The organism is Massilia yuzhufengensis (genome assembly GCF_900112225.1).
In the GTDB taxonomy this organism is placed as follows: domain Bacteria; phylum Pseudomonadota; class Gammaproteobacteria; order Burkholderiales; family Burkholderiaceae_D; genus Telluria; species Telluria yuzhufengensis.
Genome location: NZ_FOLD01000014.1, coordinates 76,686 through 102,227 on the forward strand (window position 1 = coordinate 76,686; position 25,542 = coordinate 102,227).

Sequence of the window (25,542 nt, forward strand, 5' to 3'; positions counted from 1 at the left end):
ATCACAAGGAGAAAACGATGAGACAGCTGTTCGCGGTGCTGCTGGCCTGGGCGCTCGGCTTGTGCGCAGTCCCCGCCATGGCCCAGCCGGCCGACGTGCAGCTGGCCGGCGCGCCCGCCGCCGTGGCAGGTACCAGCAGCTTGACGACGCCGCTGCAGAACATCTACGGCCGCAGCCACCTGAGCCTGAACGGGCGCTGGAGCTACATCGTCGACCCCTACGAAAACGGCTACTACGACTACCGCCACCGCCCGTTCGACGCCTCCAGCAGCGGCAAGGGCGGCTTCTACGACGACCGCAAGCCGAAGGACAAGACCGACTGGGTCGAGTACGACTTCGACCGCTCACCGACCATGAAGGTGCCTGGCGACTGGAATTCGCAGGCCGAGAAGCTGCAGCTGTACGAGGGCACGGTGTGGCTGCGCCAGGTCTTCGAGGCCGACCCCAAGCCGGGCAAGCACTACGCGCTGTACTTCGGCGCGGTCAACTATGAGGCCCACGTCTACCTCAACGGCAAGAAGCTCGGCGTGCACAAGGGCGGCTTCACGCCCTTCCAGTTCGATGTCGGCGCCAAGCTGGCCAAGGGCCGCAACGTGGTCGTCGTCAAGGCCGACAACCGGCGCCACCAGGACGAGATCCCGACCGTGAACACCGACTGGTGGAACTACGGCGGCATCACGCGCGACGTGAGCTGCCGGCCACCTACATCGCCGACTACAAGGTGCAGCTGGCCAGGGGCGATGCGCGCCGCATCGAAGGCTACGTCCAGATGGCCGGTGCGCCCAGGGCCGGGCAAGTGACGCTGTCGATTCCGGAAGCCGGGATCAAGGCCACGCTGCAGACCGACGCCAAGGGGCGCGCGCTGATCGATATCCCGGCCGGGAAGCTGGAAACCTGGTCGCCCGAACAGCCGAAGCTGTACACGGTCGAACTGGCGGGCGGCGGCGATACGGTGGCGGACCGCATCGGCTTTCGCACCATCGAGACGCGCGGCCAGGACATTCTCCTGAACGGCAAGCCGGTGTTCCTGCGCGGGATCTCGCTGCACGACGAGAACCCGCTGATCCCGGGGCGCCTGCGCGGGCAAGGCGACATGCGCATGCTGCTGCAGTGGGCCAAGGAACTCAACTGCAACTACGTGCGCCTGGCCCACTACCCGCACAGCGAAGAGATGGTCCGCCTGGCCGACGAAATGGGCCTGATGGTGTGGGCCGAGGTGCCGGTGTACTGGACCATTTCATGGACCAATCCGGCGACCCTGGCCAACGCCACCGCGCAGCTAAGCGACATGATCGTGCGCGACAAGAACCGCGCCAGCGTGGTGGTGTGGTCGGTCGGGAACGAGACCCCGATCAGCGCGCCGCGCAATGCCTTCATGGGCAGCCTGGTGCGCACCGCGCGGGCGCTGGACGATACCCGCCTGGTGGCGGCCGCGCTGGAGATCCACCGCAGCGGCAAGCGCATGACCATCGAAGACCCGCTGGCCGACCAGATCGACCTGGCCAGCTTCAACGAGTACGCAGGCTGGTACTGGGCCAGCAATGCCGAGATGCTGGACTTTCGCTTCGATATCAAGCTCGATAAACCGGTGGTGGTAACCGAGTTCGGCGCCGACGCCCTGGGCGGCTTCCACGCCGACGCCGACACGCGCTGGAGCGAGGAGTACCAGGACCGGCTGTACCAGAACCAGTTCAGGATGCTGGCCGGTATCCCGGGCCTGCGCGGCATGACGCCCTGGGTGCTGGCCGACTTCCGCTCGCCGCGCCGCCAGCATCCCTACTACCAGGACTTCTGGAACCGCAAGGGCCTGATTTCGGACGACGGCAAGAAGAAGCAGGCGTTCTGGACCCTGAAGAAGCATTACGACGGGATCGAGAGGCGTTACCGGCCTTGAGCGTCAGCGGTCGTGAAACGGAAGATGGTCGTGCTGCGCAGCGGTGACCCGGGCCGCAGCACGGTGCTGGGGAAGGCGGGAATGTTCGGGCTATTTGGAAAATGCTGGGTTTCGAGGGCAACTCCACCACCTTTCAGTAACGGACTGCCGGCCGCATCGCGCAGCGTGCCGTTCCATCCGTTGGCGGAAAAGACAACCAGGCCCGGCTCGGTTGTGAACACATCGAGGGTGCGTCCGGAGCCACGATCGCTCAAGCGTGCCGCATGGGAGCCGGTCAGGACGAAGCTGTGGTCCAGGCCCTTGTTCGCCGCAACCGCCTCTTCCTGGGAATTGGCGACGGCGCCAAGTGCGCGACCGGCGCGCAGGTCCAGTGCGCCGGTGACCGGTGCGATTTCACCGGTCGGGACACGCTTGCTGTCGGTGGGCAGCCAGGAATCGGCATTCACCTGGAGCGTGTGCGCATAGATGGTGGATGTTGCCGACAGGTTGAAGAAGGCATGGTGGGTCAGGTTGATCACCGTCGCCTTGTCGGTCGCGGCATGGTAGTCGATGCGCAGCTCGCCGCCATCGAGCCGGAAGCTGGTCCTGACCCGGAGGTTTCCCGGGAATCCGTTTTCGCCATCGGCGCTGTCGAGCGACAGGTCCACGCCGCATTCGGCCGCGGCCGCGGCCCACAGGCGGCTGCCGAAACCGCCTGGGCCGCCGTGGACCGACACGCCGTCTGGCCTCGCGACCAGGTCGTAGCGCTTGCCATCGAGCGTGAAACCGCTGTTGCCGATGCGTCCAGCGAAGCGGCCGACGATTTTCGAGAATGTAGCATTGCCCTCATAGTCGGACAGGCTGGCGAGGTTGCGCACCACATTGCCGACAACGCCGCCGCGGTCAGGCAGCTCGATGGCATGGATGATGCCCCCATAGTCCAGCACGGTCACTGCCATGCGTGCGTTGCGCATGGTGTACGCAGCAACCGGCTGGCCGGTGGACAGGGTTCCGAAAGGCCGTGACTGCACGCTGCAAACCGGCGCCGTCGTCGCCGCAGTCGCCATGCCGCCATACGACGTGGCGGCGGCGCCCAGAACCGCGCAGGCCAGGGCAACTCGTAGAACACTACCGGTGTCGCGGCTTGCACTTGTCACGTGGCTGCTTTCCAGGGTCGTCGGGTATCGGGTGGCCAGGAGTCCAGGCATGATCCTAGCATTGGATGCGGCCGCCCGGTTTATACTGACGGCATGAACGCTGCGCCCCATCCCATCCGCTGCTCCTGGGCCAACATGGCCAACCCGCGCTACATCGCCTACCACGACCACGAGTGGGGCGTGCCCTGCCACGACGAGAACACGCTGTTCGAGATGCTGAACCTGGAAGGCGCGCAGGCCGGCCTGTCGTGGGAGACCATCCTGAACAAGCGCGATACCTACCGCGCCGCCTTCGACGGCTGGGACGCCGAAAAGATCGCGCGCTACGACGACGCCAAGGTGGCCGAGCTGCTGGCCAATCCGGGCATCGTGCGCAACCGCCTCAAGGTGGCGGCGGCGATCACCAATGCCAGGGCCTACCTGGCGATGCGCGAGCAGGGTCTCACGCTGGACGCCTGGCTGTGGGGCTGGGTCGACGGCAAGCCGATCGTGAGCGACTGGCCGGATGGGTCGCGTCCCGCCAAGACCGGGCTGTCCGACCGCATCTCGAAAGACCTGGCCAAGCGCGGCTTCAAGTTCGTCGGCTCGACCATCATCTACGCCTACATGCAGGGCGTGGGCATCGTGGACGACCATGACCGGGCCTGCTTCCGCCACGCCGGGCGCTGACATGGCGCCGGGCGCGCACTGGCGCGGCCGCGAACGCTACACGGTGTTCGACACGGCCTACGGCGACGGCGCCTGGGTGCGCGCGCTGCAGGAGGCCTGGCGCGCCGATCCGCACAAGCCTGCGCGGCTGCACATCGTGGCGCTGGTGCGCGACATGCTGCCGGGCTTCCACCGCATCCCCCAAAGCGATGCGCGCCTGACCCTGACCCTGCTGGCGGCGCCGTTCGAGGCGGCGCTGGCCCAGCTTGGCGCGCAGCCGGATTTCGTGCGCCTGCGCGGCCTGGACGAAACCGGCGCCGGCTTCGCCCGGCCGCTGGCGCGCATCGTTGCCAGCGACGCGCGCCTGGCCACCGAAAAACTGGACAGCGAACAGCGCGCGGCCTTGCTGGCGCAAGGATTCGTTTTCGACGGCGAGAACGCGCTGTTCGCCAGCCGCAAGCCGCGCCTGCCGGTGCCGCCGCTGCCGGAGCAGCGCGCCCTTGTCATCGGCGCCGGGCTGGCCGGCTCCGCGGCCTGCGCCAGCCTGTGCGCGCGCGGCTGGCAGGTGACGCTCATCGAGCGCCACCCGGCCGTGGCGATGGAGGCATCGGGCAACCTGGCCGGCATCTTCATGCCGCTGCTCTCACGGGACGACAATATCCCGACCCGGCTGACGCGCGCCGCCTACCTGTACGCACTGCGGGCATGGCGCCAGCTGGGCGGGATCGGCGCGGCGATCGAGGGCCAGGCCTGCGGGGTGCTGCAGCTGGCGCGCGACGCCGGCCATGCCGGGGTCTCGCGCGCGATCTCGGCCGAAGCACACTACCCGCCGGATTTCGCACGCTGGCTCGAACGCGGCGAAGCCGAGGCCTTGCTCGGGCTGCCGGCGCCGGACGGCGGCTGGCTGTTCCGGCAGGGCGGCTGGGCGCGTCCCGGCAGCGTGTGCGAGGCCATGCTGGCGTCCTGCGGCGGCCTGCTGGAACGCCGTTTCGGCGCCGGCAGCATCACGCTCGAACACGATGGCGGCGCATGGCTGGCGCGCGGCCCGCAAGGCGCCGTGCTGGCGCAGGCGCCCACCGTGGTGCTGGCCAACGGCGCCGGCGCGCGCTTCCTGGCGCAGTCGGCCGGGCTGCCGCTGGCGGCGCTGCGCGGCCAGGTCACCCACCTGGCGAGCAGCATGGTGCCGGCGCTCCCCCTGGTGCTGTGCCGCGAAGCCTACCTGACCCCGGGCGCCGGCGGCGTCGCCTGCGCCGGCGCCACCTATGACCTGGACGACGATCCGGCCTTGCGCGCGTCGAGCCAGGACGAGAACATCGAACGCCTGCGCGGCCTGGTGTCCGACCCTGGGGCTGCTTCCGGCGCGCCGCTGGCCGGCCGCGTGGGCTTTCGCTGCGTGGCGCCGGACCGCCTGCCGCTGGTGGGCCGCCTGCCGGACTTTGCCGCCGCCGGCGCCACCGAGCGCCTGCGCGACGTGCCGCGCCATCCCGGCCTGCATGCGCTGCTCGGCTACGCATCGCGCGGGCTGATCTGGGCGCCGCTGGCGGCCGAACTGCTGGCCGCCCAGCTCGAAGGCGAACCGCTGCCGCTGGAAACCGCGCTGGTCGACGCGCTCGACCCCGCGCGCTTCGTGCTGCGCGCCCGCCGCGCCAGCCGTGGGCCGCAGCCGGGGGCCTGATACTGTTGCGTTATCGCAATGAGTTACATTCCGCCATAAATTGTCAAATCCCGGGCGGTATAATTGACTCACGGTAACTTTTCGGCCCGAAGCGGGGCCCCAGTGATGGAAGATCCACAAACACAGCAGCTGTCCATGTTCCTGGCGTCGACCGCGCACGACATGAAGAATTCGATCAGCGTCCTGTCCGGCACGCTCGAGCGCCTGCTCGACGATGCGTCGCCGGAGACCGAGAAGGCGTATCCGCAGATGGCGCAGATGCTGTACCAGACGCGTCGCCTGAACGACAACCTGATGCAGCTGCTGGCGCTGTACAAGAACGTCGGCACGCCGGAATACCCGTTCGACGTGCAGCCGCTGGACATCGGCCAGCTGGCCGAGCAGGTGGTGGCCAATGGGCGCGTGCTGCTGGAGTCGCGCGGCATTGCGCTGGACCTCGACATCGACCCGGAACTGGTGTGGCACTTCGACGAAGACCTGATCGTGGGCGTGGTCTCGCATGCCATCAACAATGCTGTGCACTACACGCGCGACCGCATCGTGCTGACCGCGCGCGAGCGCGACGGCTGGCTCGAAATCCGGGTCGAGGACAACGGCGCCGGCTACCCGGCCTCGCTGCTGCAGGCCGGCGGCGCGGCGATGAGCGGCACGGCCATCGGGGTGAACTTCCTGACCAACAGCGCGGGCCTGGGCCTGCACTTCTCGCGCGAAGTGGCGCGCATGCACCGCCACCGCGCGCGCCACGGCGCCGTGCGCCTCGAGAATGGCGGCCGGCTGGGCGGCGGCTGCTTCATCCTGACCCTGCCATGAACGCCTTCACGACACCGGCCACCGACCAGGTCGACTGGGCCAGCAAGACCTACCTGGTGGTCGACGACTTCGTCGGCGTGCGCCAGCTGCTGCGCGAAGCCCTGCGCAGCCTGGGGGCGCGCACCATCGACCAGGCCGCCAGCGGCGGCGAAGCCATGGGCCTGCTGAACAAGACCCGCTACGACGTGGTGCTGTGCGACTTCAACCTGGGCGAGGGCAAGAACGGCCAGCAGGTGCTGGAAGAAGCGCGCATGCGCAACCTGCTGCAGCCGTCGAGCGTGTTCCTGATGGTGTCGGCCGAGAAGAGCGTGGAGTCGGTGATGGGCGCGGCCGAGCACCAGCCGGACGCCTACCTGGTCAAGCCGATCACCGAGGGCGTGCTGCTGTCGCGCCTGAACCGCGTGTGGCGCAAGAAGCAGGTGTTCAGCCTGATCGACCAGGCCTATGTCGAGAAGGACTACCTGCGCGCGGCCCGCCTGTGCGACGAACAGGTCGTGGACAACAAGGTGCACGAGATCGACCTGTTGCGCATGAAGGCGCGACTGATGGAGAAGAGCGGCGAACCGGGCAAGGCGCGCGAGACCTATGAGCGCGTGCTGGCGCAGCGCGAGTACCAGTGGGCGCGCTCGGGCCTGGCCAAGATCCGCATGGCCGACGGCGAATACGAGCAGGCGCGCCAGATGTTCCAGACCGTGATCGCCGAGAACCGCTACTACATCGACGCCTACGACCAGCTGGCGCTGGCCTACCAGAACCTGGGCAAGCACGAGGAGGCCCTCGGCATCCTGGAACGCGCCGCCAAGCTCTCGCCCAATTCGGTGCCGCGCCAGCGCAACCTGGGACAGGCCTGCCTCAAGCTGGGGAATATCGGCATGGCCGAGAAGGCCTTCCGCAAGTGCATCTCGATCGGCGAGTACTCGATCCGCAAGACGCCGGACGCCTACCTGGGCCTGGCGCGCGTGTGCGGCCTGAAGAACGACCCGAAGGAAGCCCTGCAGCTCCTGATCGCCGCGCAGCGCGAGTTCGGCGCCGACCACCCGGACCTGGAGCTGCGCACCAAGATCACCGAAGGCCTGGTGTACCACGAGAGCGGCGACTACCGCCGCGCGCGCAAGGCCGGCGACGAGCTCGAAGCACTGCTGCAGTCCACCTCGGAACGCCCGGACGTGACCACCTGTCTCGAGATGGCGACCCTGCTGTTCGCGGTCGGCTGCAAGGAAGCCCCGGTCGACCTGCTGTGCTACGTCATCCGCAACAACCACGACAACCCGCTGCTGCATGACGACGTGCAGAAGATCTTCGAGAAGGCGCGCATGGGCGAGGAGGGCGAAGGCCTGATCCGCGGCGCGCGCAAGGAAGCGGTCGACCTGATGAACCAGGGCGTGCTGCTGTGGAAGACCAACAAGCTGGCCGAGGCGGTGGAATGGATGCGCAACGCCCGCACCGCGCTGCCGCACAATGCGCGCATCCTGTTCAATTCGGTGCAGATCCTGGTGTCGCACATGCAGCAGCGCGGGTACAGCGCGGAGCTGTCGGAAGAGGCGCACGTGGTGCTGGCAACCGTGGACCGGCTACAGCCGGGGCAGCAGCGGTTTGCGCAGTTGATGGAGCAGTTGATGCTGTTGGTGCCGAAGGAAGAGCCGGTGGCGCTGGCGGAAGCGGCTGCGGTGTGAGTCGAGGGCTGCTTCACGAAATTGGCGGGACGTCGGTTTTGAGGGCGCGGGCTACGGTAACCGTTCTTCCCACTGCAAATGAACCGTCATCCCGGCGCAGGCCGGGATCCAAGTTTGCCGGCAGGCCGCTCACCGTTCAGCGACAGCTCCCCCTAACGTCGCCACACCGCGCCGCCGCCCCCGGCACATCCCCATGCCGTCGCGCCAGCTCCGCACACAGCACCCCCACATCGATCCCCCCATCCGGCTTGCGCGCCGCGTCCAGCGCCCCGCCCACCGCGCACTCGCCGATGTACTGCCCCAGCGCCCGGTAGCTTTCGAACTGGGTCTCGTCGAACCACTGGTCCGCCGTGCTCTCGTGCGGGTACGCCGGATGCACCTTGCGGTAGTTGAGCAAATCGGCGTTCTCGCGCCCGACGATGGCCGGCTTGATATACACCAGCGTCCCGTCCACGCCGCCCTGGTCCACCTGGCTGTAGCGTATCGCGCCCACGGCGCAGCTGGCGCCGCACAGGCCATCGCCCTCGCGCTGTGCCATTTTCGAGACGTCGAGGTCGATGCGCACGTGCAGGTCGGTGCCGACCTTGCGGATCGCGTTGCCCAGGTCTTCGAACGCCAGCGCGCCGTCGCTGGCCCCGTCCACCGCGATGACCAGGCGGCAGCGCCGGCGCACCAGTTCGTAGATGCCGAGGTTGTCGAAATGCCCGCCGTCGGACAGGTAGACGTAGCTGGCGTCGGCATTGGTGAGCCCGAACAGCTCGGCCAGGAGGCTGAACAGGCCCACCGGCGGCGACGACTGCTGCCATGCGGCGCGGCGCGGGTTGGGGCACCAGCGCCCGAGCCGCACATTAAACATGGTCATCAGGAAGTTCAGCGGCGGCGAGGAGTGGGAGCCCATATTGGGGCTGGCGGCGGCGCCCGACACCGCGATGGCCATCCCGAGCCGCACTCCGGCATCGTCGTCGGCCCCGGCGCCCGAGCGCGAGCCATACGCATCGGTCGGCCGGTAGCAGCCGCGCGCGGCGTCGCTGCCGGCCGATTGCGGGGGCAGCTCGAAACCGCAGAAACGCGGCGTGAAGGTGAACGAAGCGGCCTTGCGGGTGCGCCAGGCCAGTTCCTCGCCGCCGACCAGGTTGAGCGAGGTGTTGATCAGGTGGCAGGGCCGCTGCTGCTTCAGGTCCGCCAGCAGCGGGTCGTCGCCGGGGTCGAAGCCGGTGAACGGGTGCGGCTTGCGCGCGCGGCTGCTGGCGCCGAAGTAGGCGCGCACCAGGCGGTTCCGGTACAGCATGTAGAGCGAAAACTTGTTGATGTCGACGCGCCAGCCGAGCAGCAGGGCCGCGCCGAGGAACATGCCGAAGGCCGCCGCCAGGTGCGCGCCTTCGGTGGCGAGGGTGGCGCTGGCGTGGGCGCCGTAGACGCAGGCCAGCGTGATCGGCTGGGGACAGGCGATGCGCGGCGGCGCCACCACCGCCTGCACCAGCGCGCTCAGGAGCGCGAACACGCCGGCGGTGAACACATAGGGCGCCAGGCGCGCGGCCAGGTCGAGCCGCGAATCGGTGGCGCGGACGCCGGTGGCGCTGCCGCTGCCGGCCTTCAGGCCGAACCAGGTCATGGCCAGCCAGCCCAGCAGGGTGCTGATGTGCGACCACGGGTTGTAGGTGAGCCAGGCCCAGTGCAGCAGCGGCGCCAGGAAAAAGGCCACGCCGAACATCGTCACCCAGGCCAGCGCGAAGATCCAGGTCCAGGCGCCCTGGCGGCTCCACCATTCGCGGCTGGCGTCGCTGTACATGCGGCCGATCAGGCCGATCATGAGGGTCATGGTGCCGGCGAACAGCGCCATCATGAGCGGCATGCCGAAGGTGGTGAGGGCGATCGCGTTGTTCAGCACCGGGTGGGTGGACGGGTTGGGCAGCAGCGCCAGGCCGCCCAGCAGCAGCACCGTGCCGATGGTGAGGGCGCCGACCGCGCACAGCAGGTGCGACAGGCCTTCGATGAGCTCGATGCGGGTGACGTCGGCCGGGGGACGGTGCGGCTGCAGGTGCGGCACGATCCCGAGCGGGACCGCCAGCAGCACCAGCACGGCGGACAGCGCCAGCAGGCCGTTCACCACATGCGTGCCGGTGGCCGGCGCCATGGCCAGCACCATCACCTCGGGCGCGAAGGCGCGGGCGGATGCGCACAGCACCGCCAGCACCGCGACCGCGGCGGCGGCGCACAGCGTGTAGCCGGCGCGCCGGTAGGCGCTGGTGCGGTCGTGCGCCAGGTACCAGCCGCAGGCCCACACCACGAAGTACACGAAGCCCGGCGCCAGCAGCCAGTGCGCGCGTCCCTGCAACTGGGCCGGCAGCATGCCCAGTTCCCAGAACGGCACTTCGCCGCCGTGGCGCCACAGGCCCACGCTGCCGAGGAAACCGGCCAGCAGCAGCGGCAGGTTGATCCACCACAGCACCGCGCCCTGCGACAGCGGGAAGCGGCGCACGCCGCGCGAGCCGGAGGGCCGGCTGGAGATGCTCAGCGCGATGCAGAACACGGCCCCCAGGAACAGCAGCACGGCCGCCATCCAGGCCAGGTCGGCATACACGGCCCACGGCCCGCCGGGGCCGACAATGCGGTGTACCGCCCACACGGCGGCGCGCGGCAGCAGCAGCAGGGCGCACAGCCAGGCCACCAGCATGGTCAGGTTCAGGCCCGTGTTGCGCACGTAGGTGCCGATCAGGGTCCAGGTGTCGGCGCTGAACATGCCGCCGCGCGGCGACAGGTAGTTGCTGTACTGGCGCAGGAAGCGGATCGCCGGCGCCTCGGCGGCGCCGGCGGGCGGCGCCAGCAGGGCTTCCACCGCGCGCACGTCGCCGCCCTGTTCGTGGATGCACTTGGACAGCCAGCCGCCGATGAAGCCGCCGCCCGAGACGGTGGAGAGGTAGTCGAGGTGGCGCAGCACGCCGCGCGCGGCCAGCGCCTGCAGCAGGCCCAGGCCGAAGGTGGCGCTGCGCACGCCGCCGCCGGACAGGGCCAGCCCGACCAGCCCGGCGTGGTGGGCGCGGGCGCTCAAGCCGTGATCGGGCGTGCCGTCGGGGCGTGGCCGCAGCAGGTCCAGTTCATCGTGGAAGGCGTCGCCAAAGGACGCGCCGCTGACTTCGTCGATGCGCTGCAGGGTGGCCTCGTCGAGCAGGCCGCGGCCCGCGATTCCCTGGCGCCGCCGGAACTCGACGATGGCCTCGGCCAATTCGCCAAGCGTGCAGGCATGCGCCGGCGGCCGGCAACCGGCTGCTTCCAATTTACGGCGCAGGTCGGCGATTCGCTCCGGCGCCAGGCTGGCAGGGTTGAACACATGCACTCCGACAAGACTCAGGCGACAGGCCCGACGGGCCCGCCTGAGGGCAGTTCAGCATGCCGAAGGCGCGTGCGCTACCGTTTACGTCAATGTGGGTGGCTGTGTATCCCGGGGAAACTTGCCTGGAAGTGAGACAGGTGAGCTCAGCCCTTGTCGGCCTTGCTGCGCGGATTGCGCCCGGCCCGGCCGGACGCCGAATGGTTGGCATGGTCGGGCTGCGATGCGCCGCCCGACGCATCGAGTGGCGAGCCGCCCTGGGTTTTCGCTTCGGCCGGGGGCGCCGATGGCGCGCCGTCGCCGGCGTCGCCGCCGGGGGAGGGCGTTGGAATCGCGCTCGCGACCGCCTGGCGGAACTGGTCTTGCAACAAGTTCCACCATGCGACGGCGGCCGGCATCGCGGCGTTGGCGCCAGCCTCGCCGGCAGCTCCGGCTGCTGCGCCGGGCGCCGCGGCGCTCCCGGCCTTGGGAGCGAGCGGTGGCGGTGGCGTGGGCGCGACGGCCGACTGCGCAAAGAACTGCGCGAACGGCGCCGCCATGGCGGGATCGGAACCAGCGCCGCCCATGGCCTGCGCCATGCCGTCGCTCATTGCTTTCAGGGTGGCCAGCGTGCCGCGCTGAACCTCGAGGGCCTGGATGGTTCCGCGCAGCATGCCGATGTTCAGGTTGAGCCAGGATTCGACGGCCTTGAGGTCGGTGATTTTCTTGTCCAGGTCGTCCGTGGACAGGCTGGAGGCCGTCATGCCCGGCATGCCGACGCCGGGGATGTTCATGCTGCCCCAGAGATTCTTCACGAAATCCAGCGTGTCAGTCATTCCGGCAGCGTTCGGCGTTGGGGGCGTGGGCATCGGTCGTCTCCGTTAGTGGGAACCCTAGCGTAGCAGATAAATAACACGCCGACAAAGCGTGTACGGCAAAGGCCGGATTCCTGCTGCCTGCGCCATGGCGGCGCTCAGGCTACACTAGCGCAATGAGTTCCGCTTTCTTCGAACAGCGGCGCCGCCCGCTGCTGTGGGGAACGGTCGTCGTGCTGCTGCACTGGCTGGTGCTGGGATGGCTCACCGCCAGTACGCGCGGCTTGCCGCTGCCGGGACGCGAGGGCGAGGCGCTGGTGGCGACCCAGCTGCTGCCCGCCCCGCCGCAAGAGGCGCCGGCCATCGAGCCGGTGCCCCCGCCCGCCCCGCAACTGGTGCAGCCTCCGCTGCCCGATTTCGCACCGCTGCCTGCCGTCACGGTGGCCCAGGACGTGGTGGGAGAGCCCGTGCAGCCCGGCCCGCCCGCGCTGGCGCCGCCGCCCGCCGAACCGGCGCCACCCGTCGCCGCGGCTGCGGCGGCCCCGGCCCCGGCGGCGCAGGCGCCCGACCCCGGCCCGGCGCCGATCGTGCATACCATCCGGCGCTACAAGGTCGACCTGCCGCCGCCGGCCGACCTCACGTACGACGTGGCGCGGGTCGACGCCGACGGCACCCGGTGGAGCGGCCAGGCGCTGCTGTCGTGGAAGCTGGACCAGCAGGCCTACCGGCTGCGTTTCGAGGCCGGCATCAAGGTGGTGTTCGCACGCGTGAACCTGGTGGTGCTCACCAGCGAAGGGCACGTCGGCAATACCGGGTTTGCGCCGGTGAAGATGACCGAGAAGCGGCGCGGCCGCGCGCTCACGGCGACCCACTTCGACTGGCCCGCCAACAAGGTAAGTTTCTCGGCCTCGCAGAACAACTATGCGCTGCTGCCCGGGGCGCAGGACAAGGCCACGGTGCCGCTGCAGCTGGCGGCGATCGCGCGCGGCGACCAGGCGCAGCTGTCCGGCGATATCGACATGTTTGTCGGCGAAGACCGCTGGGGCAGCGTTTACACCTTCAATGTGGTCGGCCCCGAGGAGATCGACACGCCGCTGGGCCGCCTGCAGACCGTGCGCGTGGCGCGCCCGCCAAAGGGCGGCTCGTACAAGTCGCGGCTTGACATCTGGCTCTCGCCGGCCCACAACTGGATGCCGGTCCAGATCCGCAGCAGCGAAGCCAACGGCGCTGTGACCACACAAACGGTGAGTAACATCGCCATGACCCAACCAGGACTTTGACCATGCAACGATTCGCTGTATTACCCGCCGGCTGCGGCCTGCTGCTCGCCCTCCTGCTGGGCAGTGCCGCTGCGCAGGACGCGCCCGCCGCCATCAAGCGGGCCGTCGAGCTGCCGCCTTCGGCCGACCTGGTGTACGAGCTCCAGGCGCGCCAGCGCGGCTTCAGCCTGAAGGGCGAGGCGGTGATCACCTGGCGCGCCGGCGACGGCAAGTACAGCGTCAAGGCCGAGTCGCGCGTGCCGCTGCTGGGCACCATCACCGAAGACCGCAGCAGCGGCGCGGTCGACGCCTACGGCCTGGCACCGCTTGAGTTCGTCGAAAAACGCATGCGCAAGGACCCGACCACGGCCACCTTCGATCGCGAGGCGAGGTCGCTGCGCTTCAACGAAGGCAACAAGGTGTATCCGCTCAAGGGCGGCGAGCAGGACCGGGTGTCGATCACCTGGCAGCTCGCGTCCGTGGCGCGCGCCGCGGGCGACAAGTTCAAGGCGGGTTCGGAATGGCCGTTCTTCGTGGCGGGCCGGCGCGACGCCGAAACCTGGGTGTTCAAGGTGGTGAAACGCGAAAAGGTGCGCACCGGCCTGGGCGAGGTCGATGCGGTACTCGTCTCGCGCCAGCCGGTGTCGGACAAGAAGGACCAGGCGCTCGACGTCTGGCTGGCGCCGCAGCACGAGTGGTACCCGGTCAAGCTGCGCTATGCGGACGGGGAGAAGGAGCAGATCGAGCAGACTCTTTCCACCGTCACGAAGCGCTAAGGTAGGGTGGTCGGCCCGGCCGACCGCTCGTTCAACTCCGGCATGCACTGTGGCGCCGCATGCCCGGGTTGAACGCGCGGTCGGGGGGACCCGACCACCCTACGCGGCCTTCGGATACCGCAGGTCGAAGCGGTCCAGCTCCATCACCTTGGTCCAGGCCTTGACGAAGTCCTGCACGAAGTGGGCTTCGCCGTCGCGGGCGGCATACACCTCGGACAGGGCGCGCAGCTGCGCGTTGCTGCCGAAGATCAGGTCGGCCAGGGTAGCGGTCCAGCGCCGCTCGCCGGTCTTGCGGTCGCTGCCTTCGAACAGGTGGGTGCTGCCGTCGACCTTCTTCCAGGCGGTGCGCATGTCGAGCAGGTTGGTGAAGAAGTCGGGCGTGAGCGTGCCCACCCGGTCGGTGAAGACGCCGTGCTGGGCGCCGCCGCTGGTGGCGCCGAGCGCGCGCATGCCGCCCACCAGCGCCGTCATCTGGGGTGCGGTCAGCATCAGCAGGTTCGCCTTGTCGAGCATGCCGTTGGCGACGTTGCCCTCGGCCCCCTGGTGGATGTAGTTGCGGAAGCCATCCACGGCCGGCTCCAGCACCTCGAAGGAATTGACGTCGGTCTGTTCCTGCGACGCGTCGGTACGGCCGGGGCGGAACGGCACCTCGACCGCGTGCCCGGCCTTCCTGGCCGCCGCTTCCACCGCGGCGCAGCCGCCCAGCACGACCAGGTCGGCCAGCGAGATGCGCTTGCCGCCGGCGGCCGCGGCGTTGAAGTCGGCCTGGATCGCTTCCAGCCGCGCCAGTACCTGCGCCAGTTCGGCCGGGTCGTTCGCTTCCCAGTCTTTTTGCGGGGCCAGCCGGATGCGGGCGCCGTTGGCGCCGCCGCGCATGTCGCTGCCGCGGAAGGTCGATGCCGAGGCCCATGCCGCCTTGACCAGCTGCGGGATCGACAGGCTGGACGCGAGCACCGTCGCCTTGAGCGCCGCGATGTCGGCGGCGTCCACCAGCGGATGGCCGGCTGCGGGAATCGGATCTTGCCACAGCAGGTCTTCCTGCGGCACCAGCGGGCCCAGGTAGCGCAGCTTGGGGCCCATGTCGCGGTGGGTCAGCTTGAACCAGGCGCGCGCGAAGGCGTCGGCGAATTCGTCCGGGTTGGCCAGGAAGTGGCGTGCGATCTTTTCGTACGCCGGGTCGAAGCGCAGGCCCAGGTCGGCGGTGGTCATCATGGGCTGGTGCAGCTTGCCGGGCAGGTGGGCGTCGGGCACGTTGCGGCCGGCGCCGTCCTTGGGTCGCCACTGGTGCGCACCGGCCGGGCTCTTGGTGAGCTCCCATTCGAAGCCGAACAGGGTTTCGAGGTAGCTCATGTCCCAGGTGGTGGGCGTGGCGGTCCAGGCGCCTTCCAGGCCGCTGGTGATGGCGTGCGCGCCGATGCCGGACTCGTAGGCGCTCTTCCAGCCCAGTCCCAGCTCTTCGATGTTGGCGCCCTCGGGATCGGCGCTCAGGTGGGTGGCCGGGCCGGCGCCGTGGCATTTGCCGAAGGTATGGCCGCCTGCCACCAGCGCCACGGTCTCGTAGTCGTCCATCGCCATGCGGGCGAAGGTGTCGCGGATGTCGCGCGCCGAGCCCACCGGGTCCGGCGTGCCGTTCGGGCCCTCGGGGTTTACGTAGATCAGGCCCATCTGCACCGCCGCCAGCGGCTTGGCCAGCTCGCGTTCGCCGCTGTAGCGTTCGTCGCCCAGCCAGGTGGATTCCGGGCCCCAGTCGATCGGCAGTGGTTCCCAGATGTCCTCGCGCCCGCCGCCGAAGCCGAAGGTCTTGAAGCCCATCGATTCGAGCGAGACGTTACCGGCCAGGATCATCAGGTCGGCCCAGGACAGCTGCTTGCCGTATTTCTGCTTGATGGGCCACAGCAGCCGGCGCGCCTTGTCGAGGTTGCCGTTGTCGGGCCAGCTGTTGAGCGGGGCGAAGCGCTGCTCGCCCGAGCGGGCGCCGCCGCGGCCGTCGAAGATGCGGTAGGTGCCGGCCGAGTGCCAGGCCATGCGGATGAAGAAGGGGCCGTAGTGGCCGTAGTCGGCCGGCCACCAGTCTTGCGAGTCGGTCATCAGGGCGTGCAGGTCGGCGACCACGGCGTCGAGGTCGAGCTTGAGGAATTCTTTCCGGTAGTCGAAGTCTTCCAGCATCGGGTCGCCCAGCCGGGCATGCTGGTGCAGCACGCCCAGGTTCAGCTGGTCGGGCCACCAATGGGCGTTGGTGCGGGTCTGTTTCGGTTTGCTGCCGTGCCCCATCGGGCACTTCAGTTCGGTCTCGGCGGCTTTCAGGTCCGTGCTCTGGTCGTTCATGATGCTTTCTCCTTGTTGTCGATTACTGTGGACGAAAGCATAAGGCCGTAGCTCGACGGCGGCCAATTGTGGTTCTTGATCAAACCGATAGCTTGGGCAGATAGCGCGCCCTAAGGGCGCGCGGCACTGTCCTCAGGAACGGGAAACCAGCGCGGCGTCGGCCAGCGCCGCCTGCAGCGCAGCGACATCGTAGGGCTTGCGCAGAACGGTGGAGCGCTCCAGGCTGGTGTCGGCGCTGCGCCCCGATGCGAACACGACCCCCAGCTGCGGCGCGCGCAGCCGCGCCGCGTGCGCCAGCTCTTCGCCCGCCATGCCGGGCAGCTCCAGGTCGGTCATCAGGACATCGGCCGCGGCCAGGCCTGGCAGCGCCAGCGCCTCCTCGCCGCTGGCGGCGCTGCTCACCGTGTGACCCAGCAACTGCAGCAGTTCGGTGGTCGTGCTGCGCAGAGATTCATCGTCTTCGACCAGCACGATCGCGAGCGCGGCAGGCGTCCTGGCAGCCGGCCTGGCGGGCGTGCGGGCCTGGGCCAGGTTGCGCGCCGCGCCGCTGCGCTGGTCGCGGTTGGCCAGCACATGGCGGATCTTGGACGCCAGCGCCAGGCGGGTGTAGGGCTTGGCCAGCAAGTCAACCCCGGCGTCGAGGCGCCCGCCGTGGACGATCGCGTTCTCGGTGTAGCCGGAGGTAAACAGGACCGCCAGGTGCGGAATGGCTTCGCGCGCCTTGCGCGCCAGGTCGGGGCTGCGCAGGGGGCCGGGCATGACGACGTCGGTGAACAGCAGGTCGATCGGAATGCCGCTGGCCACGATCGCCATGGCGCTGCTGGCGTCGGGCGCCTTGAGCACGCGGTAGCCGAGTTCGCCGAGCAATTCGACGGCGGTCTCGCGCACGCCTTCGTCGTCCTCGACCACCAGGATGGTTTCCGTGCCGCCGGCCGCCTCGCGCAGCTCGATGGGTTCCACCGCGTCTTCGGCTTCCATGGAGCGCGGCAGGTACATCTTGACGGTGGTGCCCAGGCCGACTTCGCTGTAGATCTTGACGTGGCCGCCCGACTGCCTGGCGAAGCCGTATACCATCGACAGGCCCAGCCCGCTTCCCTTGCCTTCGGCCTTGGTGGAGAAGAAGGGCTCGAAGGCCTGCGCCATCACTTCGGGCGGCATGCCGGAGCCGGTATCGCTGACCGCGATCATGACGTACTGGCCGGGGCTGACATCGGGATGGGCGTGGGCGTAGTAATCGTCGAGGTGGGCATTGCCCACCTCGATGGTGAGCTTGCCCACGCCATCCATCGCGTCGCGCGCATTGATGCACAGGTTGAGGATGGCGTTCTCGACCTGGGACACGTCGACGAAGGCATTCCACAAGCCGGCCTGGATCACGGTCTGGGTCTCGATGGCTTCGCCCAGCGCGCGGCGCAGCATGTCGTCCATGGCGGCGACATTGCGGCCGATGCGCACCACTTTCGGCTCCAGCGCCTGGCGCCGTCCGAAGGCCAGCAACTGGCTGGCCAGCTTGGCGCCGCGCAGCACGCCTTGCATGGCGTTCTCGATGCGGCGCTGGGCGCGCGGGTGGCTGGCCACGTCGGTGCCGAGCAGCTGCAGGTTGCCGGCGATGACTTGCAGCAGGTTGTTGAAGTCATGGGCGACGCCGCCGGTCAGCTTGCCGATGGTTTCCATCTTCTGCGACTGCTGCAGGGCCTGTTCCGTGCGTTTCATGGCCAGCGCCGCTTCCCGCTCGGCGGTCACGTCGCGCGCCACCGCGTGGATGAAGCCCGAGTCCGGCGACGCCGACCAGGCCAGCGTCCGGTAGCTGCCGTCGCGGTGGCGGTAGCGGTTTTCGAAGCTGAAGGTGGTGCGGCCCACGCTCAGGTCGCCGACCTCGCGCAGGGTCGAGGCCACGTCGTCCGGATGCACGAGATCGAGGAAGGGCGTGCCGACCAGCTCGCTGTCGATCCAGCCCAGCACCGTGGTGAAGGCCGGGTTGACGGCGACGATATTGGAACTGAAATCGGCCACCAGCATCAGTTCGGTCGACAGGCGCCAAATGCGGTCGCGCTCGGCCGTGCGCTGGCTGACCTGCTCGGCCAGGGTGTCGTTGAGCGTCAAGAGGGCGTGCGCGGCGATCTTCTGGTCTTCGATGTCGGTGTTGGTGCCGACCCAGCGCGTGATGGCCCCCTTGTCGTCGCGGATCGGCAAGGCGCGGCCGAGGTGCCAGCGGTAGTCGCCCTGGCGGTCGCGCAGGCGGAATTCGACCTGGTAGGTGCTGCCGGCGCCGATGGCATGGGTCCAGGCCGCCACTGCGGCGCCAAGGTCGTCGGGATGCACCATGCCGGCCCAGCGGCCTTCGTCGAGTTCGCCCGGCCGCTGGCCGGAATAATCGTAGACGCGGTCGTTGAACCAGTCGAGCACGCCGTCCGGCGGCGCCGACCAGACCTGATTCGGCAAGGCTTGCGCCAGGGTGCGGAACAGGGCTTCGCTGCTGCGCATGGCCTCTTCGGCAGCGACCCGGGCGCTGACGTCCGCGCCCTGGACAAAGATGCCGTACACGGCGCCCTGCTCGTCGCGCACCGGCTGGTAGACGAAGTCGACGAACACGCTCCTGGCGGGGACGTCCCCGCTGGCGACGGTGGCGAAGGGCATGGCGACGCCCGAATAGGCTTCGCCGCTGGCGTACAGCTGGTCGAGCAGGGCCGCGAAGCCCTGTTCCACCGCCTCCGGCAAGGCCTCGGCCACGCTCTTGCCCACCACCTCGCGGAAACCCACCAGTTCGCGGTAGGCCTCGTTGACCTGCACGAACCGGTGTTCGGGGCCTTCGAGCATCGCCATGAAACCGGGCGCCTGGTTGAACATTTCTTGCAGTCGCCTGCGCTCACCCTGGAGGAAACGCTCGACCCGCACATCGTCGGAGATGTCGGCCACCATGGCCATCACGCCGACCGGCACATGGCTTTCACCGATGATGGGCGAATAGTCCAGGTTGAACCAGATCTGCTCGTCCTGGCCATTGCGGCGCAGCGTCAGTTCCTGGTCGGCGTAGTGCAGGGTCTTGCCGGCCAGGCAGACGCGCATGACGTGGTCGTTGAACTCGCGCGCCTCGGGCCAGGCGTCGCGCACTTCGATGCCGAGCAGGGCGGGATGCTTGTCCTGGGCGATTTCCGCATACCCGCTGTTGTAGATCATGACCCCTTCCTCGCCCCACATGGTCGCGATCGGAAAGGTCGAGTGCAGGATCAGCGATACCGTGCTGCGCAGGCTTTGCGGCCAGCCGGCGATGGGGCCAAGCGAGGTCCTCGACCAGTCGAAGCGGGCAATCAGGGCGCCGAGTTCGCCTGTGTTATCGAGAAACGACAGTGGGGCAGGCGAAGGCAGAGCGCCGGACTGGGTCATGGGCAGGATTTTTTTCTGTGGGGAAAGCCGGCGATTATACGTGCAGGCATGTCTTTTTCCGGGGCGCGCACGCAACAGGACAGGCTTGGCGGCAGCCTGTGTATTTTACCGAAACATTATTTTATTGATAAGTATTCACTGTGTCTTTCGTGCATTCAATTGCGCGTGGGCGCCGCGCCGAACTGCTAATTGCCCAGCCTAAACTGTTATACTGGCGCCCCCGCGGAACGGTCGTGCCTGACAACACAGGCGCCGCCGCCACGTACGAAGAACGGTATGCGAACAATGATCGACCTACTTGCCGGCGCGGCGCTTGCCGCGGATTCCCGCTCCCCAGTGCAAGACCTCCCCCAGGAAGACGACCCTTTACAGGCCCACTTCCAGCACGGCGTTGCGCCCGACGAGATCGAGCAGGTCTACCACCTGAAACGCGCCCAGCCCATGCTGTCGGCGTTCACGGCCCTGTTCCACGGCACCCAGGATGGCGTGCTGGTGCGCCTGCTGGTGCTGCGCGAGCTGGCCAGCGACACCGGCACGTCCAGCTTTTCGCGCTCGGACATCAATACCAAGCTGGCCTACCTGACCGCCGAAAGCCTGGAGACGGTGCTGAACCGCCTGCGCGGCCACGGCCTGCTGGCCTGGGATGCGCCCAGCGCCGTCTACCGCATCACGCCGCTGGCGCGCAACGTGCTCTCGGCGCTCGATACGCTCATCGCGCTGGCCAAGCCGGAGGAAGATGACGCCGAAATGGGTTTCCTGCTGTCCCAGGTGGCCGGCGCCCAGGCCGTGGGCGGGGTCACGGTGGAGCAGCTGCGCCACCTGCTGGGCCGCCTGGTGGAACTGACCGAGGAATTCCGCGACGCGATCGCCTCCGGTTCCGAATTCCGCCTGCGCACCTCGCAGGCCAAGTGGCACATGGCCTGCGACTGGGTGGAGAAGGGATCGACCATCCTGCGCGCCATCACCACCGATCCAAGCGCCGATTCGGCCACCCACAAGGCGGCCCAGGCGATCGGCCGCGCCCAGAGTGCGCTCCTGAACATGCAGGGCATGTTCTCGCGCGCGCTCAACCAGATCGAGCGCCAGCGCGTGCACCTGGGCCAGTCCGGCCTGTCGACCACCGACGTGAAACGCTGGCTGCTGGCCCACGACGACCTGGCCAGCCTGGCCGAGAACGCGATCGACCGCCCGGTGGTGCCGCTGTTCGGCACGCCGGCCGAGATGATCGACGTGGCCGAGACCGAGCTGCTGCTCGAGCGCGTGACGTCCACCGGCCCGAAAGGCCTGCCGAGCGGCCAGGATGCGCCGCTGACGGTCAACGACAACCCGGCGATGATGGTGGAGCTCAACGACTGGATCAACAAGCTGGCCGACTTCGCCAACCTGGGCAACTTCCCGGAATTCTCGGACAGCGGCCCGAAGAAGGTGGCGCTGCACGAGTCGCTGCTGCCGGCCAGCTTCGCGGTGGCCTCCTACCGCGCCTCGCTGCTGCCGCTGCTGGGCGACGCCGCCGAGGCCAGCCTGCAGGGCGCGACCGCCGAACTGGCGCGCCTGCCGGTGAGTTTCGAGCCGACGGACGACATGATCCAGCTCGACGACCCGGAAGTGGCGGCCATGTCGATCGCTTCACTCTCTTTGAATCTCGATGTTCCTGAAAGCGGTACCAGCAAATGAATGACGATGCACAAATCCTGATCGCGCGCCTGCTGACGCACCAGACCCTGCGCCGCGACGACAAGATGGTCAAGCGCGTGCTGTCGGACGAGCAGTTCCGCATCGAAGTCGACAAGCGCCTGCTGGAAAGCGGCCTGAAACTGCTCGACAACGTCTACGCCGACCACGTCACCATCGCCCTGCACCGCAACGTGGAGCCGAAGATCTTCGGCGCCAAGGACATCTGGCAGAACAATAACTTCGGCCTGACCCGCGACGGCGTGGCCTTGCTGGTCGTGCTGTGGGCGCAGATCATTCTCCCGAAGCGCGAGCGCCAGGAGACCCACGTCACGGTGGCGGACGACCAGACCGACATGTTCGGGCAGGACGCGCCGATCCCGCGCGCGGAAGACACCTCGATCGGCATCTCCTACACGGCGCTGCTGTCGGACTTCGGCGACAAGCTGGGCAAGAAAACCCGCATGGACATGAACCTGGGCGTGCTGTCCAAGCTCGGCTTCATCGAGCGCCGCGGCGACGTGATCCTGGAAGGGCCGCTGCTGGACCTGATGATGGACACCGACGTGCTCAAGGAACGCATCATCAACGGCGCGCTGGCCGACGTGTTCAAGCGCGCGCCGCTGGCCGCGGCACCGCGCAAGATCGACGCCGCCAACGATGCCGTGGTCGAAACCGCGGCCGACGACGCTGCAGACACCCCGAACTGAGGTAAGCCATGTTCCACATTAAATCACTCGAACTGGTCCACTGGGATTACTGGCAGCGGATCAAGAACATCCCGCTGGACGCCAAGATCATCACGATCGCCGGCCAGAACGGTTCCGGCAAGACCACGCTGCTGGACGCCATGCGCACCCTGTTCGGGCTGGACTGCTCGATGGGCCGCACCTATAAGCACTACGCGCGCCACTCGGGCCAGCAGAGCGCCTGGATCCGCGCCGTGGTCGACAACAAGCCGGTCGGGCGCCAGCTGTCGAACCGCCCGTTCCGCCATTCCGGCTTCTTCGCCGACGACGAAGTGACGCTGTTCTGCCAGGTGCAGAAAAACGGCGGCGACTGGAAGCGCCAGTACCTGATGCGCCCGGGGAACGTCGACATCGAGGAAGTGACCGAAGCGACCGACTGGCTGGGCGTGGAAAACTACCGCAAGCGCCTGGCCTCGGCCGGCCTGTCGCCGGCCATGTCGAAGGTGCTGGCGCTGGAGCAGGGCGAGACCGATAAATTGTGCGAGTACGCGCCGCGCCAGCTGCTCGACCTGGTGTTCCAGGTCTTCGGCGACAAGGAAGTGCTGGACGCCTACGACGAAGCCAAGCGCCACCAGCGCGATACCGAGACGGAACTGAAGCGCTTCGAGTCCGAGCTGGAAACCTCGCGCATCAACCTCGAAGGCCTGCGCCTGAAGGTGGCCAACTACCACCAGTGGGAAGACCTGCACAAGGAAAAGCGCGCGCTGCAGGAAGAAGTGCTGCCGGCGCTCGAATACCACGAAGCGCGCGAAAAGGCCGGCGTCATCAGCCGCAACCTGCGCGAAGCGCGCAAGCCGCTGCTGCAGGCCGATTCCATCCTGGCCGAGAAGCGCCAGCAGCTGGCAGCCCAGCAGCATGCGCTGACCGAGGCGCAGAAGCTGGAAGTCAAGCTGGAGCAAGAGGGCAACGACCTCGCTACCCGCCTGACCGAAGTAAACCGCCGCCTGAAACCGCTGGAAAGCCTGGCCGAGCAGAAGGACCGCCTGCAGAAGCTGGCCGCGGACGCCGGCGCCGACATCGCCGAAGTGGCCAGGCAGCTGGACGAAAAAGAGACCGAGCTGGCCAAGCAAAAGGGCAAGCGCGAGGCTGTCGGCGCAAAGATCGCGGCCGAGATGGCGACCATCTCGGCGCTGCAGGGCAAGAGCGCGATGCCGGAACCGGAAGCCCAGCGCCTGATGCGCCGCGCGCTGCGCGACGAGGGCATTGCCCACGCCATGCTGTCCGACATCGTCGAAGTCACCGACCCGAAGTGGCAGGGCGCGGTCGAGGGTGTGCTGGGCGGCTACGCCTCGGTGGTGCTGCTGGAAAAAGCCAAGGACGCCCCGGCGGCGTACCGCCTGGCCGAGAAGGAGCGCTATCGCCACTTCATCGTGCCAGATTGCGTGGAAGCGCCGGTGGTCAAGGACGATTCGCTGCTGTCGGTGGTCCGTTTCACGGGCAAGGCGCCGGGCTGGCTGATCGACCAGCTGGAACGCATCGAACGCGTGGATTCGGTCGACGAAGGTTTCAAGACCCGCGCCGACGAGTGGATCACGCCGGACGCCTACCACCGCGAACGCCGCGGCGGCCGCTCACTGTTCGTCGAGCCCTCGCGCTACCGTTTCGGCTCGGCCGGCAAGACCCAGCGCCTGGAAGCGATCCAGAAGCTGCTGCCGTCGCTGGAAGCGCAGGAAGACGCGCTGACGCTGGCGATCAGCAAGCTGGCGGCCGAAGTGGGCGCCCTGAAAGGCCGCATCGCCGGCGTCGACGCCGCCAAGGAACTGGCGGCGCGCCAGGCCGAGTTCGAAGAAGCCGCGCGCACCATCGCGCCGCTCAAGGCCGAGCGCCTGGAAGTGGGCGCGCGCCTGGGCGAGCTGCAAATGTTGACCAAGAACGCGACCGTGGCGCGCACCCGCGCCGACACCGTGTGGCAGAACGCCCGCATGGCGCTGTCGGAAGCCGAAGCGGGCATGCGCCTGAACGGCCGCCGCACGGTCGAGCAGCGCCTGGAACACGCGAAAGCGATGCTGGAGTTGCGCCGCGGCTGGCGCCACGTGCCGCAGGCCTGGAAGAACGCCGCCTGGCGCGGCGCCCTGGTGACCAAGCACCAGAACGCGCACCAGGTCAACCTGCGCCTGTCCTCGCTCGAGCATGCGCTGGCGCGCGACGATTGGGAACAGGACGGCACCGTCATCGACCAGTACGCGCGCCTGAACGACCAGCTGTCCGGCCGCCAGAGCGAGACCGAGGAACGCCGCTACCAGAACAACCGCGCGATCGAAGCCACCAGCAACGCGCGCGGCGCCTACATCGAGCGCCTGCGCTACACCATCAAGACCTACTCCAGGAACATCAAGGAACTGGGCGAACTGGCCGGTATCGACGTGCAGGCCGACCCGGTGCGGCTGGAGAACGACGACGTGCAGCTGGCCCAGGCCGGCCTGCACGTGCGCTTCAAGTTCGACGGCAAGGACCAGATCGGGATGAACGACGGCGAAGCCTCGGGCGGCCAGCAGGTGATGAAGTCGCTGGTACTGCTGATCGGCCTGCTGAAGTCGGAAGAAGGCTCGGGCGGCTTCGTGTTCATCGACGAACCGTTCGCCCACCTGGATATCCGCAACATCCAGCTGGTCGGCGAGTTCCTCAAGAATACCGACGCCCAGTACCTGATGACGACGCCGCTGACGCACAATACGGACGTCTACGACCCGTCGGAGCTGACGCTCATCACCAGCAAGAAGAAGAAGGACGTGCAGTGGGCGCAGCCGATCTTCGTGCTGCAGCGGCGGAAGGACGAGGCGAAAGCCGCTTGATGGACCACGCGTCGACAGCAATCGCTTACGACGGGCTGGCTGAACGCTGGGTGGATGGACGCTTCAATTCTGCGAACGGGATCGGGCAGCATGAGCGGGCGCTGGGCTTCGTCCAGGGTGGCGGATGGGCGCTGAATGTGGGCTGCGGGTGCAGTACGCGCTTCAATGCGCTCATGCGTGGGGCCGGGTTGCAGATCGAAGGGATCGATATCTCGGCGCGCATGGTGGCGCTGGCGCGCGCGGCGGATCCAGGCGTGCCGGTGATGCAGGCGGATGTGTGCGAATGGCTGCCTGGGCGCAGCTACCGCTTCATATCGGCATGGGACAGCCTGTGGCATGTGCGGCTGGCGCAGCAGCGCGCCGTGATGGGCAAGCTGATGGCGGCGCTGGAGCCAGGGGGTGTACTTATTTTTTCCGCCGGCGGACTGGATGCCGAGGACGAGCATGTGGATGCGACGATGGGGCCGCCGCTGTATTACAGCACGCTGGGGATAGCGGGGCTGCTCGATGTGGTCAAGGAGGCTAGCTGCGTGTGCAGGCATCTCGAGTTCGACCAGCATCCGGAGCAGCACCTGTACGTGATTGTGCAGCGCCCGGGATAAAACAGCAGGGGCCGGGTTCTGTTTGG

17 protein-coding genes are annotated in these 25,542 nt (G+C 68.2%); 12 read left to right on the forward strand and 5 right to left on the reverse strand.

Going from position 1 to position 25,542, the window contains the following annotated elements:
• Positions 1-17 precede the first annotated feature (17 nt).
• Positions 18-800: a sugar-binding domain-containing protein gene (locus BM031_RS25940; protein WP_229408860.1), complete on the forward strand. Its 783-nt coding sequence runs from the start codon at positions 18-20 to the stop codon at positions 798-800.
• A complete protein-coding gene (locus BM031_RS13310; RefSeq protein WP_229408868.1) occupies positions 770-1,894 on the forward strand; it encodes a glycoside hydrolase family 2 protein in 1,125 nt (374 codons plus the stop codon). Before BM031_RS25940 ends, BM031_RS13310 begins: the two co-directional genes overlap by 31 nt.
• On the opposite strand, the gene BM031_RS13315 is transcribed toward BM031_RS13310, so the two are convergent.
• Positions 1,882-3,081: an aldose epimerase family protein gene (locus BM031_RS13315; RefSeq protein ID WP_177207749.1), complete on the reverse strand. Its 1,200-nt coding sequence runs from the start codon at positions 3,079-3,081 to the stop codon at positions 1,882-1,884. The genes BM031_RS13310 and BM031_RS13315 overlap by 13 nt on opposite strands.
• A 42-nt stretch (positions 3,082-3,123) precedes the next feature.
• Here BM031_RS13315 and BM031_RS13320 point away from each other — a divergent pair, with 42 nt between their 5' ends.
• The 4 genes from BM031_RS13320 (at position 3,124) to BM031_RS13335 (ending at position 7,836) form a co-directional block, all read left to right on the forward strand.
• The gene (locus BM031_RS13320) at positions 3,124-3,699 is read left to right on the forward strand and encodes a DNA-3-methyladenine glycosylase I (RefSeq protein ID WP_091875059.1); all 576 of its coding nucleotides are present in this window, start codon (positions 3,124-3,126) and stop codon (positions 3,697-3,699) included.
• Positions 3,665-5,353, forward strand: a complete 1,689-nt coding sequence (gene mnmC1, locus BM031_RS13325) for an FAD-dependent 5-carboxymethylaminomethyl-2-thiouridine(34) oxidoreductase MnmC1 (protein WP_229408863.1) — start codon at positions 3,665-3,667, stop codon at positions 5,351-5,353. Before BM031_RS13320 ends, mnmC1 begins: the two co-directional genes overlap by 35 nt.
• A 105-nt stretch (positions 5,354-5,458) precedes the next feature.
• Positions 5,459-6,163: a sensor histidine kinase gene (locus BM031_RS13330; protein ID WP_091875061.1), complete on the forward strand. Its 705-nt coding sequence runs from the start codon at positions 5,459-5,461 to the stop codon at positions 6,161-6,163.
• A complete protein-coding gene (locus BM031_RS13335) occupies positions 6,160-7,836 on the forward strand; it encodes a tetratricopeptide repeat protein (RefSeq protein ID WP_091875062.1) in 1,677 nt (558 codons plus the stop codon). Before BM031_RS13330 ends, BM031_RS13335 begins: the two co-directional genes overlap by 4 nt.
• A 136-nt stretch (positions 7,837-7,972) precedes the next feature.
• On the opposite strand, the gene BM031_RS13340 is transcribed toward BM031_RS13335, so the two are convergent.
• Both BM031_RS13340 and BM031_RS13345 read right to left on the reverse strand, forming a co-directional pair.
• A complete protein-coding gene (locus tag BM031_RS13340; RefSeq protein ID WP_229408865.1) occupies positions 7,973-11,164 on the reverse strand; it encodes a patatin-like phospholipase domain-containing protein in 3,192 nt (1,063 codons plus the stop codon).
• 146 nt (positions 11,165-11,310) lie between these two features.
• Positions 11,311-11,979: a PhaM family polyhydroxyalkanoate granule multifunctional regulatory protein gene (locus BM031_RS13345; protein WP_229408867.1), complete on the reverse strand. Its 669-nt coding sequence runs from the start codon at positions 11,977-11,979 to the stop codon at positions 11,311-11,313.
• Between the two features lie 155 nt (positions 11,980-12,134).
• On the opposite strand from BM031_RS13345, the gene BM031_RS26230 reads away from it, so the two are divergent.
• Positions 12,135-13,238 carry a DUF3108 domain-containing protein gene (locus BM031_RS26230; RefSeq protein ID WP_091875065.1) on the forward strand — a complete coding sequence of 368 codons (1,104 nt, stop codon included), beginning with the start codon at positions 12,135-12,137 and terminating at the stop codon, positions 13,236-13,238.
• Between the two features lie 2 nt (positions 13,239-13,240).
• Entirely contained in the window at positions 13,241-13,993 is a 753-nt protein-coding gene (locus BM031_RS13355) for a DUF3108 domain-containing protein (RefSeq protein WP_091875066.1), read from the forward strand.
• Positions 13,994-14,092: 99 nt separating this feature from the next.
• On the opposite strand, the gene katG is transcribed toward BM031_RS13355, so the two are convergent.
• Both katG and BM031_RS13365 read right to left on the reverse strand, forming a co-directional pair.
• The gene (gene katG / locus BM031_RS13360) at positions 14,093-16,318 is read right to left on the reverse strand and encodes a catalase/peroxidase HPI (RefSeq protein ID WP_267873316.1); all 2,226 of its coding nucleotides are present in this window, start codon (positions 16,316-16,318) and stop codon (positions 14,093-14,095) included.
• A gap of 132 nt (positions 16,319-16,450) precedes the next feature.
• A complete protein-coding gene (locus BM031_RS13365) occupies positions 16,451-19,702 on the reverse strand; it encodes a PAS domain S-box protein (RefSeq protein ID WP_091875067.1) in 3,252 nt (1,083 codons plus the stop codon).
• A 285-nt stretch (positions 19,703-19,987) separates the two neighbouring features.
• Between BM031_RS13365 and BM031_RS13370 the strand changes: the two genes are divergently transcribed.
• The 4 genes from BM031_RS13370 to BM031_RS13385 are packed head-to-tail and all read left to right on the forward strand — an operon-like array spanning position 19,988 to position 25,516.
• Complete coding sequence (locus tag BM031_RS13370) at positions 19,988-21,376, forward strand: hypothetical protein (RefSeq protein ID WP_177207750.1); 1,389 nt, start codon at positions 19,988-19,990, stop codon at positions 21,374-21,376.
• Positions 21,373-22,083 (forward strand): hypothetical protein, encoded by a 711-nt coding sequence (locus BM031_RS13375; RefSeq protein ID WP_091875068.1) that lies wholly within the window; start codon positions 21,373-21,375, stop codon positions 22,081-22,083. The genes BM031_RS13370 and BM031_RS13375 overlap by 4 nt, the downstream gene beginning before the upstream one ends.
• A gap of 8 nt (positions 22,084-22,091) precedes the next feature.
• Entirely contained in the window at positions 22,092-24,914 is a 2,823-nt protein-coding gene (locus tag BM031_RS13380) for an ATP-binding protein (RefSeq protein ID WP_091875069.1), read from the forward strand.
• Positions 24,914-25,516, forward strand: coding sequence for a class I SAM-dependent DNA methyltransferase (locus BM031_RS13385; protein ID WP_091875070.1), 603 nt, complete (start codon positions 24,914-24,916; stop codon positions 25,514-25,516). The genes BM031_RS13380 and BM031_RS13385 overlap by 1 nt, the downstream gene beginning before the upstream one ends.
• The last annotated feature ends 26 nt before the right edge of the window (positions 25,517-25,542 follow it).

Coding starts and splice junctions, on each gene's coding strand:
- BM031_RS25940 (WP_229408860.1), top strand. CDS start 18: ATGAGACAGCTGTTCGCGGTGCTGCTGGCCTGGGCGCTCGGCTTGTGC.
- BM031_RS13310 (WP_229408868.1), top strand. CDS start 770: ATGGCCGGTGCGCCCAGGGCCGGGCAAGTGACGCTGTCGATTCCGGAA.
- BM031_RS13315 (WP_177207749.1), bottom strand. CDS start 3,081: ATGCCTGGACTCCTGGCCACCCGATACCCGACGACCCTGGAAAGCAGC.
- BM031_RS13320 (WP_091875059.1), top strand. CDS start 3,124: ATGAACGCTGCGCCCCATCCCATCCGCTGCTCCTGGGCCAACATGGCC.
- mnmC1 (WP_229408863.1), top strand. CDS start 3,665: ATGACCGGGCCTGCTTCCGCCACGCCGGGCGCTGACATGGCGCCGGGC.
- BM031_RS13330 (WP_091875061.1), top strand. CDS start 5,459: ATGGAAGATCCACAAACACAGCAGCTGTCCATGTTCCTGGCGTCGACC.
- BM031_RS13335 (WP_091875062.1), top strand. CDS start 6,160: ATGAACGCCTTCACGACACCGGCCACCGACCAGGTCGACTGGGCCAGC.
- BM031_RS13345 (WP_229408867.1), bottom strand. CDS start 11,979: ATGACTGACACGCTGGATTTCGTGAAGAATCTCTGGGGCAGCATGAAC.
- BM031_RS26230 (WP_091875065.1), top strand. CDS start 12,135: ATGAGTTCCGCTTTCTTCGAACAGCGGCGCCGCCCGCTGCTGTGGGGA.
- BM031_RS13355 (WP_091875066.1), top strand. CDS start 13,241: ATGCAACGATTCGCTGTATTACCCGCCGGCTGCGGCCTGCTGCTCGCC.
- katG (WP_267873316.1), bottom strand. CDS start 16,318: ATGAACGACCAGAGCACGGACCTGAAAGCCGCCGAGACCGAACTGAAG.
- BM031_RS13365 (WP_091875067.1), bottom strand. CDS start 19,702: ATGACCCAGTCCGGCGCTCTGCCTTCGCCTGCCCCACTGTCGTTTCTC.
- BM031_RS13370 (WP_177207750.1), top strand. CDS start 19,988: ATGATCGACCTACTTGCCGGCGCGGCGCTTGCCGCGGATTCCCGCTCC.
- BM031_RS13375 (WP_091875068.1), top strand. CDS start 21,373: ATGAATGACGATGCACAAATCCTGATCGCGCGCCTGCTGACGCACCAG.
- BM031_RS13380 (WP_091875069.1), top strand. CDS start 22,092: ATGTTCCACATTAAATCACTCGAACTGGTCCACTGGGATTACTGGCAG.
- BM031_RS13385 (WP_091875070.1), top strand. CDS start 24,914: ATGGACCACGCGTCGACAGCAATCGCTTACGACGGGCTGGCTGAACGC.